We start from the raw sequence: 11,131 nt of genomic DNA on the forward strand, positions 1-11,131 counted from the left end.
CCTCTTTTTTAAATATTAACTAGTATAATACTTTTAAAATGTGTCAGTCTAATGTCAATCTATTAATAGATTATTAAGTTCCCGTTTTTATTTAACTTAAAACAAATACTATTGGTACAAAAACTAATATGAATAGAATGACTATTATAATAGTCTGTTAATTATCTAAGTATTAGTTAAATCCGTCTCTTTTATTATCAAGTACACTAAAAAGATGATCTCTTTATATAAAGAGATCATCCATAACTGCTTGAAGCGTTTTATTATTTAGTTCGTTTTCCATTGCCAATTGAACATTTTTAAACGTAACATCTAAAGTTCCTTGGATTTTTTTACCGACAGGACATGCGGGGTTAGGTTTTTCATGAATCGAAAATAATTCTTTTTCTATATTAACAGCCTTATAAATGTCTAATAAGGTAATATCCTTAGGGTCCCTCGTTAAAGAAAAACCAGAAATTCCGACTTGTGCGGTTACTAAAGCAGCTTTTTTCAACTCACTGCTTATTCGTCTTATTACAACTGGATTTGTTGTCACACTATTTGCAATCTCTGTAGAAGATATCCTTGGATACGTTGCAATTAAAGACATAATATGGATTGCAACAGAAAGACGCGTATTAATCACATTATTCACCTCTTTGTAACATTCTTAGTTACAAATGAACATTTGTCAAGAATAATGTAAAAACCTCTTATCCAACATTAATAGGTTGTCTCGTCACCTTAACCTCATAAAACGCGGTCTTATTCTTTATTATGAAATCCGGAACCCCTCCACGGTGTGCATGTGATTCTCTAAACGCATCGCTCTTCATCCATCCTTGAAACCCTTTTTTATTTTCCCATCTTGTGAAAATCGTGATCTCTTCAAATTCTTTTGTGTTTTCTGTTACTAATACCTCTAAACCAACGAATCCCTCCATTGTTTCGACCTTACCAACTTTGTTGAAACGTTCTACAAACGCCTCTGCGTGACCATTTTTCAACTGAACAGTATTTGTTGCAATAAACATAATAAACATCCTCCTCTATTCTATTTTTGATAGTGGTACTATAATAGGATAATTATCCTCAAATCTTATTTTTGCATGAATATGATAAACATCTCGAAAAAATTTCTGATTAATTACATTTTTTGGTGAACCAAACCGAATTACTTCACCTTCTTTCATCGCAATGATATGACTACAATAGGCTGCTGCATACTGTATCTCATGAAGCACCATTACAATGGTGATCTTATGCGTAGTGTTAATACGTACAAGTAGTTCCATTAATTCTAATTGATGCGCAATATCAAGATATGTCGTCGGTTCATCTAATAATAGAATATCCGTTTTTTGCGCTAGTGCCATTGCGATACGAGCACGCTGTTGTTCTCCCCCAGATAACGTATGAAATAGTCTGTCTTCCAGTTTAGTTAGTCCCGTTTCTTCCAGTGCCCATTTTATAATAGACAAATCATCTGTTTTTTCAGATCTGTAACCTTGATAAGGAGAGCGACCGTATGCTACCAGCTCATGAACTGTTAAATTTGGTAAAGTCTCTTTTACTTGTAATAACATAGCCACATATTTTGCATACATTTTTCTCTTATAAGTAGTAACTGATAGTTGATCAAGAAGAACCTCACCCTCATTAGCGTTATACAGTTTTGCTAATATTTTTAATAATGTTGACTTACCTGATCCATTAGGACCAACAATTGCCGTCATCTTACCTTTTGGGAAGGTGACATTAATATCATTTAAAACAAAACTACCTTGTTTAAAGCGCAGTTGTTTTGTTTCCAACGACTTCAATTACATCACCCGCTTTCGACGTAATAAGAATAGAAAGAACGGTGCACCGATACAAGCTAATAAAATGCCCACGGGTAACTCAATTGGTTCAAACATGGTTCGAGCTATCGTATCAGCAAATACCACTAGTATGGCCCCACCTAACATTGATAAAGGTAGTAACATTCGATAATCTTCACCTATTAATAAGCGGATGAAGTGTGGAACAACCAATCCTACAAAGCCAATTAATCCGGAAACACTCACAGCTATGCCCGCTAAAAAAGAAGCTAATAGAATTAATAATAATCGCATTAATTCTACATTTTGACCAAGTAGTTTAGCAGACTCATCACCTAGTAAGATTATATTTATTGGCTTTATTGCAAAAAAGCTAAGCAAAAGACCTACAATTGCATAAGGATACATAAATTCTAAATGATACCAACTCCTTCCATTCAATCCACCTGAAAGCCATGAAATAACAGACTGAACACGATCACTATAAATAACCATCACACCATTCATAACAGCTCCGAGTAATGCATTCATTGCAACTCCAGCCAAAATGATTTTGATAGTAGAAGCGCCATTTTCCCATGCTAATAAATAGATTACAATCGTAGTAGCAAAGGCTCCTATAAACGCCATTACCGGTAATAAATAACTATATTGCGGAAATATCAACATCGTAATAATCGCCATTAATCCACCACCTGCTGACACTCCAATAATTCCTGGATCAGCTAAGGGGTTTTTCATTACACCTTGTAATAGAGCACCAGATGTTGCCAAACATGCCCCCACCAACAAACCAATAATAATTCGAGGCAATCTTAAATCAATAATAATACTTTCATATCTATCATCAGCTTTAGCAACTAGTACCTGCCATATATCTTGCAAACTGATAGGTACCGCTCCAAAAGTTAAACCGAGATACACAGTGAAAATCAGTAAACAAAAGGTAACTAAAAATATATACTTCTTTTTCACTTTTCTTCCTATCAAACTCATACCATTCACTCCAGATCATTCAATATATCAACCATATAAGAAACAGCTTCAACTACCCTTGTTCCTGGATTTGTACCAAACAAATCTGAAGGTAAAACATTAATATTTCCTTGTTCCACTGCAGAAATATTGTTCCATGCTGCATTTTGTTCCATTTCCTTTATAAATCCTTTTTTTACTTCTTCCGTGTTTCCATGGGTGATTAATAAAACTAAATCAGGATCCGAGTCTACTACATGTTCTGTATTTATTTGTGCATACTGTGGAAACTCTTTAAGAGCAGGGTATTCAGAAGCAATATTCATTCCCCCTGCCGCTTTAAGAATGTCACCACTTAAAGAATTATCGAGTGCAGCCATGTAGGTACCTGGAGCACCATAAACTAACAGAACTCTCGGACTATTATCACTTTCTTGAAGACTTTCTAGCTCATTATCTAGCTTAGCATTGAGCTCAACTGCCTTATCTTTCTGATCTAATAGATCGCCATATAAAGTTATTTGATTCTTAATATCTTTAATTGAGTTAGCATGGGTTAAAATAACTTTTGTACCAATTGCCTCAATTGTTGGGACATCTTTATCATTCAATCCGCTGTTAGCAAGAACGACATCTGGTGCTAGCAAAGCTATTTTCTCATAATTAATCTCATGTGTGGTTCCTACTTCTTCAGCATCAATAGCTTCAGCTGATCCATCCGTTCCATTTGGTCTTCCTATAACTGCACCATCTAATGCATAAATTATGTCAATATCGCCATTTCCAAGTGCGACAATTTTTTCAGGTGTTTCAGAGAAGGTTATTGAGCGATCCGTAAAATCTGTAACTGTAACAGAACCTTCTTTATTAACAGCTTCTGTAACATTATTTGTTTGACCGCAGGCACTTATAGTGAGTAAAAAAATTGCTCCTATAGCATATTTCACTAATTTTAAATTCATCATTCACTCGCCTCTCTTTGCACTAACTTAGCATGAACAACTAACCTTCCGTTGTTATTATCCAAACTATAATCACAGGTTGATAACGTAACAATTGTATCTTCATCTGAAATAGATACATTGGATTGATAGAGTGACTTATCTCTTAATCCTTCAATAAATGTCATAAAATCATTTTCCTCATTGAAGTCTGTTTGTATGTAGTAAAAATCACTCGTTGTTTGATAGACTGAAAATACTTCCAAACTAAATCCTTCATATAAAGTATCAAGATACACTTTATTGCCACTTTCAAAAAATTCTTCACTTAAATATTTTTTTAATTGTCCAAACATAGATCCATCTTTCATTCTGTGGCCATAGAGGATAATATTTTTGTTTGTCTCTGAATTAATATCATTTCGATAATCCATAAAGATACTTCCAGCTCGAGATTCTTCTTTTTTATAGTTCCGATTCAAATAATAGTCATTGTTCTCTTCTTGAAGAATTGGGTAATCTATCTGTGTTTCTTCAATAGTTATCCAACCAATGATATCTGAATTAATTTCTCTTAGAGAATCAAATTGGTCGCGAATCTGACCGGTGCTCTCAATTGTTTCTGTACGAGTTACTTCGGAATGATAGATTTCATGTGCTTCGGCTAGCACCTGTCTATTCTCATAGTAACCATAAAGAATAATCGAGAGTGTATAACCAGAATATAAAAACACGCCAATTGCTATTATCGTTAGAATTCTTTGCAAATTTTTAATTATGTTTTCTCGATTCATAGATATCTTCCTCATTTAATGCTTATATTCCGATAGGAACAAGATACAGCCCTGCTAACTTGCTGTTGTATACAGCAACATCTACACCGTAGATTTCTTTCATCATTACATCGTTCACAATTTTATCTGGAGCACCATTTGCGTAAATTTCGCCATTCTTCATCACAATAAGTGAATCACTGTATCGAATTGCTTGATTAATATCATGAAGTACCATAACAATTGTTAATCCATATTTCTTGTTTAACGAGCGCACTAACTCAAGTATTTCCATTTGGTAATAGATGTCCAAAAATGTAGTAGGTTCATCTAAAAATAAAAATTCTGTTTTTTGAGCTAAAGATAATGCAATCCACACGCGTTGACTTTCACCACCAGATAATTGATCCAATGTTTTATGCCGCTTTTCTTCTAAACGTGTGGAAGAAATAGCCCAATCTATGACCTCTTGATCTTCCTTTAATTTCGGATGAAATAAATTTTTATATGGTACTCTTCCAAATGCAATTAATTGTTCAACAGTCAAATCTTGTGGTGCGTCATTTTGTTGATAAACCATTGCAATTGTTCTTGCTAACTCCTTTGGTTTATAGTTATTAATATCTTGATCATTTATTACAATTTGACCTGATAAAGGTTTGTTATCTTTTGAGAGTACTGATAATAATGTTGATTTACCACAACCATTTGGACCAATGATGGTTGTAACTTTACCTTTTTCTATAAGTCCTGAAATAGAATTTAACTGGTTGCTTTTTTGATTATATGAAAAAGAAATAGATTTAAATTCCATTTATTCGCTCACTCTTTCTCAATAAGTAGATTAAGAACGGTCCACCAATTACGGCCATTAAAGTAGATGCCGGAATCTCTAATGGAGAAATAATCGTTCTTCCTATTGTATCAGCTGTTAAAATCAGTAAAGCACCTGCTATTGCTGAAAAAGGAATTAAGATTCGATGATCGGTTCCTACAAGTTGACGGGCTATACTTGGAATAAGGAGACCAACAAATAGTATGACCCCAGCAACTGAAGTGGCTACTGCCGCTAATAGTACTGCAACCGCTGAAATCAATAATCGTGCAGCGGTCACGTTTAAACCTAGATTTTTTGCTTTCTTATCTTGCAGAGAAAGTAAATTACACCAGGAACTTGCAAAGAATGCTAGGACTAATCCGATCAGTCCATAAACGATAATAATATGAACATCATCCCATGTTTTCATTAATAAATTTGAAGTGTTTGATGCGCCCACCGAAATATTAAAATAACTACAAATCATCAACATAGCTTCTCTAAATCCAGTAAACATAGCACTGATTGCTATACCAGTGAGAATAAGTCGTAATGGGTGTAAGCCTGATTTCCATGAAAGCCAGTAAACCAAGAAACATGCCAAGGCCCCACCTATAAATGCAAATAGAGGACTACTAATATACAATGTAGGTAGAAAAAGGATGCCAAATAACGTAAAGAAGCTCGCACCTGAGGATATTCCTATTACACCAGCATCAGCTAGCGGATTTCTCATGACTGACTGAAGCAAAACCCCAGAGACAGACAAAGCAGCTCCTGCAAACATAGATACAAAAATTCTTGGAAAACGTAAATCTTTTATTACTTCTACTTCTTCGACACCACCATGTATAAGGCCATCTATTAATTGATTAAATGAAATAGAAATACTTCCAGAAATTGCTGAGTAGCAAAACATAATAATTATCAATAAACTGACCACTGAAAAACTTATTACTTTTTTATTCATACTAATCTTCCTTTATTTATAAATGACTTATTCATATAAGATCGTAACGAGTTCATCTAATGCCTCTATTACTTGGATATTTGCTGTGGTAGCAAATACTGGTTCCTTCAAGTCATACACGCGGTCTTGTTTAACAGCATTAAAGTGTTTCCAAATATCATTCGTATCAAATTCTTTATTAAACATTTCAACCACTTCATCAGGCATTCCATGAGATAAACGTAAAATAACATCTGGATTACCCTGTTGAAGATACTCCATATTTGCTGATAAATATTCTTCACTATGGCCTGTGATAACATTTTCTCCGCCAGCAACACTTACTAAATCTCCAACATAGGAGTGCTCAGTTGCAACGAGATAACTACCAGGAACACCAAGCAAAATTAATACTTTAGGTGGATTTTCATTTTCTGTTTTTGTTTCAATTTCATTTATTTTATCTTCAATAGATCCAATTAACTTATTTGCTTGATCTAATCGATTATATTTTGTTCCTAATGAGAGAATCGCTTCGTTCATACCAGAGACACTTTGTAGATTTAAAAAACTAGTTTCAACTCCAGCTTGTTCAAACTGTGGTTCCAAGTCGTATTTTAAAGTTGTAACAGATAAAACATCTGTTGGTTTTAAAGAACTAATAAGCTCCATATCAGGTGACATTGGATTTCCAACCTCTGTAACCTCTTCATAACGTTCAGGTACAGAATAAGATGTTGTTGGGATACCAATTAAATCAAGTTCAAGCTTATCCATTATCTGTGTAATGGCAAAAGTTGTTGCTATAATTCTTACATTCTCATCTTGTTCAACTTCTGGATTTGTACTTTCTTGTTCCACATCCTGATTAGATTCTGCATTAACAGTTGTTGAATCTTTTTGGTCTTCAGCCGAATTTACTGAACATGCACTAACTAGTAACAGCAACAATATTCCGAAACAAATTTTTAAGTTTCTCAAATTCTACTCTCCTTCCGTTAGGAAATACTTGTATAGATTTGAATAGTAAGTTGCATTAATCTGCAACTTACTATTCCTTATTCTATATACCTATTAAAATGAAAATATGAATTATTTAGTAATTAGTCTAAATTTATTACTGCGGTACCTAACAACTAAATAACTTAGTGAGCCTAGTAAAAATAATAGGTACATGCCAATTTGTACTGCATCTCCAGTTTTCGCATTATTTTCCTCAGTTTCACTATCAGATGAAACAGATTCAGTAGCATTATCTGTATCAGCATCGCGATCAAATTCAGGACCATTTTCATTACTTTCTTCATTTATTGAATTTTCAACGTTATCTACTATATTATCTGTGTTATCAGTATTAGATGTTGGGTTTTCCTCATCATTCGAACCGGTTTCTCCCTCATCCACAACATCTATTTCTAATTCAGATAGATCAAAAACAAACCTTACAGGGTAAAGATGTGGTGCTCCAATTGCTTCAATTGTCGCTGTATAGCTCGATTGTATTTCATCGATATCAAGTGTTAACACTCTTGTTTCATCATCCTTGCTCTGTTCAACCAATGTGTGTTCCACTCCATTGATTTCAAATGTTATCGCACCTAATGCCGAAAGATTATAATCATTTTGAGTTATAACAATCGTGTACTTGCCATCGACTACTTTTAATATAGCTGTCTCAGTAAAGTACTTTTCAAAAGCTGAACTTGAATCTGAATCAACAGATAAGACGCTTAACGGAAGGTCATATTCTCCATCAGCTAATTCCTGATCTTCTGTGGTATCTTCTTCTGGCGTTTCTGGAGATTCTTCCACTATTTCAAAAACACCATAAATACTAAAGTGGTTTGTTTCAGCAGTTATTATTCCATCTTGATAATTACCACCAATCGATTCCCACTCTTTCGTGCTCTCATTGTAATAACGCACTTCTATATCTTTATTACCAACAGAATTCGGGTCAACATTAAACTGCAATGTCACAGGTTGTTCAAATGTATCTTTATTACTAATGTTGAAATCAAAGATCTTACTTAATGCTTGATCAGATCCTTCTACATCTTCAATTACATCCACATTGAATTTAAATTCTCCGTCTGGTAATTCACTAGCTAAAATAGAAACAGTAGTTTCTTTGTTAACAATAATTAATTTAACGTTTTTCGTTTTTAACTGTTGAACTTGTTCGCTAGAAAGAGATAATTCTATTGTTAATTCCTGATCAACATTAACAACTAATTCACCATCTTGTTTTACTTTGTCTACTGCGTCATCTTCAATTGTAGCCATTCCATTACTCACGACTGGTTTAGCAGTAACACTTTCTTCCTGCTCTGGTGTTTCAACCACTTCTGTTATAGATTCTTGATCATAGACTAGTTGGATTTCATGTGTCATACCATAGGACATTACCAACTTCACATTTGTTTCTGTCAAATCCTCCACTTCGAATTTTAATTGACGTGTTTGATTCTCTAAGTCTTCGCTTACAATTTCCGCTTTGGTATATTCACCTGCATATTCTGTTTCAAACGATACGATTACATCACTTCTAGATGTAGTAAAACTAACGTATTGCTTGCCATCTTCAACAGTTAATATTGCTGGAGTTGAAAAATAACTACCAAAACTTGTTTCTTCACCTTGATAGAAAACATCATAATCAATCGTATAGTCTCCATCTTCTATTTCATCGCCATCATTCTGGGCTGGTGTTTCTTCTTCCTCTGGAGTCTCTGATTCTATTGGTGTCTCTGTTTCCTCTGGAGTTTCTGTTTCTACCGGAGTTTCAATGACTTCTGTTATTGATTCTTGATCATAGACCAGTTGAATTTCATGTGACATACCATAGGACATTACAATCTTCACGTTTGTTTCCGTTAAATTCTCTACTTCAAATTTCACGACACGTGTATGATTTACTGTGTCTTCACTAACAACTTCCGCCTTACTAAACTCCCCTTCGAACTCTGTTTCCAATGAGACAATTACATCACCGCTAGATACTGTAAAGCTAATGTATTGATCGCCATCCTCAACAGTTAATTCTGCTGGAGTTGAGAAGTAACTGGCATACCGTGGTGCCTCTTCTCCTTGATAGAAAATATCATAATCAATCGTATAGTCTCCGTCTTCAATTTCAATATCCTCATTTTCGACGGGAGTTTCTGTTTCCCCTGGAGTCTCCGATTCTACCGGTGTTTCTGTTTCCTCTGGAGTCTCAGGTGTTTCTAATTCTATTTCTGTTATTGATGCTTGATCATATTTCAATTGAATGTCATGTGTCATACCATAAGACATTACTAATTTAACATTTGTTTCTGTTAAATTCTCTACTTCAAATTTTATAACTCGTGTTTCATTAACTGTGTCTTCACTGACAACCTCAGCTTCACTATATTGACCCGCGAATTCTGTTTCGAATGATAGAATTATATTACTACTAGAAGCAGTAAAGCTAATGTACTTCTTCCCATTTTCAACAGTTAATTCAGCTGGTGTTGAGAAGTACTTACCAAATACTGTTTCTGCTCCTTGATAAAAGACATCGTAATCTATCGTATACGCTCCATCAGACAATTCTTGTTCTGCAGCAACAACACTCACAGCTGGCTGAACCTGAGGCAATACTGTGAATATTACAACAAACAAAGCAATTAATATTTTAAAAGATTTCTTCAATAGTGCTCTCCCCTTATCTATTAAACTTGATTTTTTTGGAAAATAAAAATACTATAGACGAAATAAGTAGCAACGATAATAGCGTTATTGACATAGTTTCACCTGTTTCAGGATTACTGACTTGTTCACTGCTTACATCGCTATCACTTGTTTCACTACTAACTTGCTCATCTGTAGAAGCAGTCGAATTCGATTCAGTTGATTCAGTTGTATTAGTCTCTTCTGTATTTGATTCAGCTAATTGAATAACCTCTAAAGAACTCTCATCAAAAGAAAATCTAATTGTGTACCAATGGTCATAAGACTCATTAGCTATTACATGAATTTCTGACATAATTGGATTAGAAATAGTACTAACTGGGAATTTAACTGTTCTAATTTCACCGCTAGAACTTACTTCCGTTACATCCTTTGATTCAACCTGTAATTCTTTAATCATGCTACTGGTTAGATCTATTTGTACTGTAATCTCACCACCATTAATCTCTAACTGTGCTGGTTTCGCAAAATAACCATCTGCCATTGACGCTGAATCATTGTCCGCATGTAAAACAGAGTAATTAATTTGATAGGTACCATCTTCTAGTGAAGTGGCAGCAAATGCATTTGGTAAAAGCAAAAATAAGAAAGCGAACAATACAATTCCCATTGTGAATATTTTCTTCAATTTAAAGTCAACTCCTTTTTAATTTTTGATAACGATAATCATTATCAATGAATAAGTAAAAAAATAATGAGTTAAGATAACTCATTTAATAAATTATTATTGTACCTTTTTCATTTCGCAAAAAATATTTACTATAATAATTTTCCTCCTTTATCAAAGACTTTGGAATTCCTGTTGACTTAATCTACTATCTCCATAGTCATTATGTAATTAATACCATACTAATCGATAATGATTATCAATGTCAATAACTTTTTTGGAATTATTTGTTTTAAAAGTATGGAAAATGATTATGAATTTCTGCGTTTTTAATGAAAAAATTCTGGACTAGGAAGATCTAATGAAGCAAGAAATAAGGTTTCAAGCTAACGCATGAAATAGTTCGAATGCGTGTAGCACAAAGAGGCTGGGACAAAACTCAGATAAACAATAAAAAGTTGCATCTTCCAACGGTAGTTGGAAGATGCAACTTTTTTATAAAATCGAAAATTTTAGTAAGTAAAAAAGGATACCTTCTGATAAAATT

11 protein-coding genes are annotated in these 11,131 nt (G+C 33.9%); all 11 read right to left on the reverse strand.

The features are described from left to right. Positions 1 to 223 precede the first annotated feature (223 nt). The 11 genes from D2K62_RS11290 to isdC all read right to left on the reverse strand — a co-directional run bounded on the left by D2K62_RS11290 (position 224) and on the right by isdC (position 10,605). Positions 224 to 628 carry an Rrf2 family transcriptional regulator gene (locus D2K62_RS11290; protein ID WP_117161482.1) on the reverse strand — a complete coding sequence of 135 codons (405 nt, stop codon included), beginning with the start codon at positions 626 to 628 and terminating at the stop codon, positions 224 to 226. 67 nt (positions 629 to 695) lie between these two features. Continuing rightward, positions 696 to 1,016 carry a heme oxygenase gene (isdG, locus tag D2K62_RS19170; RefSeq protein WP_232828006.1) on the reverse strand — a complete coding sequence of 107 codons (321 nt, stop codon included), beginning with the start codon at positions 1,014 to 1,016 and terminating at the stop codon, positions 696 to 698. Between the two features lie 15 nt (positions 1,017 to 1,031). Beyond that, positions 1,032 to 1,805 (reverse strand): ABC transporter ATP-binding protein, encoded by a 774-nt coding sequence (locus D2K62_RS11295; RefSeq protein ID WP_232828007.1) that lies wholly within the window; start codon positions 1,803 to 1,805, stop codon positions 1,032 to 1,034. Then, a complete protein-coding gene (locus D2K62_RS11300; RefSeq protein ID WP_112181796.1) occupies positions 1,806 to 2,801 on the reverse strand; it encodes a FecCD family ABC transporter permease in 996 nt (331 codons plus the stop codon). A 5-nt stretch (positions 2,802 to 2,806) separates the two neighbouring features. After that, on the reverse strand, positions 2,807 to 3,745 hold the full coding sequence (locus D2K62_RS11305; RefSeq protein ID WP_232824118.1) for an ABC transporter substrate-binding protein: 939 nt from the start codon (positions 3,743 to 3,745) through the stop codon (positions 2,807 to 2,809). Continuing rightward, positions 3,742 to 4,515 (reverse strand): class B sortase, encoded by a 774-nt coding sequence (gene srtB, locus D2K62_RS11310; RefSeq protein ID WP_112181797.1) that lies wholly within the window; start codon positions 4,513 to 4,515, stop codon positions 3,742 to 3,744. The genes D2K62_RS11305 and srtB overlap by 4 nt, the downstream gene beginning before the upstream one ends. Before the next feature lie 22 nt (positions 4,516 to 4,537). After that, on the reverse strand, positions 4,538 to 5,308 hold the full coding sequence (locus D2K62_RS11315) for an ABC transporter ATP-binding protein (RefSeq protein WP_112181798.1): 771 nt from the start codon (positions 5,306 to 5,308) through the stop codon (positions 4,538 to 4,540). Further along, positions 5,298 to 6,281, reverse strand: coding sequence for a FecCD family ABC transporter permease (locus tag D2K62_RS11320; protein ID WP_112181799.1), 984 nt, complete (start codon positions 6,279 to 6,281; stop codon positions 5,298 to 5,300). Before D2K62_RS11320 ends, D2K62_RS11315 begins: the two co-directional genes overlap by 11 nt. Positions 6,282 to 6,308: 27 nt before the next feature. Continuing rightward, the gene (isdE, locus tag D2K62_RS11325; RefSeq protein ID WP_232824119.1) at positions 6,309 to 7,241 is read right to left on the reverse strand and encodes a heme ABC transporter substrate-binding protein IsdE; all 933 of its coding nucleotides are present in this window, start codon (positions 7,239 to 7,241) and stop codon (positions 6,309 to 6,311) included. 111 nt (positions 7,242 to 7,352) lie between these two features. Further along, entirely contained in the window at positions 7,353 to 9,938 is a 2,586-nt protein-coding gene (locus D2K62_RS11330) for an NEAT domain-containing protein (RefSeq protein ID WP_117161483.1), read from the reverse strand. A gap of 13 nt (positions 9,939 to 9,951) precedes the next feature. Next, positions 9,952 to 10,605 carry a heme uptake protein IsdC gene (gene isdC / locus D2K62_RS11335; protein ID WP_112181801.1) on the reverse strand — a complete coding sequence of 218 codons (654 nt, stop codon included), beginning with the start codon at positions 10,603 to 10,605 and terminating at the stop codon, positions 9,952 to 9,954. Positions 10,606 to 11,131 lie beyond the last annotated feature (526 nt).

Origin of the sequence: Paraliobacillus sp. X-1268 (assembly GCF_003426095.1) — a bacterium.
GTDB classification, from domain to species: domain Bacteria; phylum Bacillota; class Bacilli; order Bacillales; family Amphibacillaceae; genus Paraliobacillus_A; species Paraliobacillus_A zengyii.

What these genes read in the sequence shown, in the direction of transcription:
- isdG (WP_232828006.1), bottom strand. Translation starts at nt 1,016, where the DNA reads ATGTTTATTGCAACAAATACTGTTCAGTTGAAAAATGGTCACGCAGAG.
- D2K62_RS11300 (WP_112181796.1), bottom strand. Translation starts at nt 2,801, where the DNA reads ATGAGTTTGATAGGAAGAAAAGTGAAAAAGAAGTATATATTTTTAGTT.
- D2K62_RS11305 (WP_232824118.1), bottom strand. Translation starts at nt 3,745, where the DNA reads ATGATGAATTTAAAATTAGTGAAATATGCTATAGGAGCAATTTTTTTA.
- srtB (WP_112181797.1), bottom strand. Translation starts at nt 4,515, where the DNA reads ATGAATCGAGAAAACATAATTAAAAATTTGCAAAGAATTCTAACGATA.
- D2K62_RS11315 (WP_112181798.1), bottom strand. Translation starts at nt 5,308, where the DNA reads ATGGAATTTAAATCTATTTCTTTTTCATATAATCAAAAAAGCAACCAG.
- D2K62_RS11320 (WP_112181799.1), bottom strand. Translation starts at nt 6,281, where the DNA reads ATGAATAAAAAAGTAATAAGTTTTTCAGTGGTCAGTTTATTGATAATT.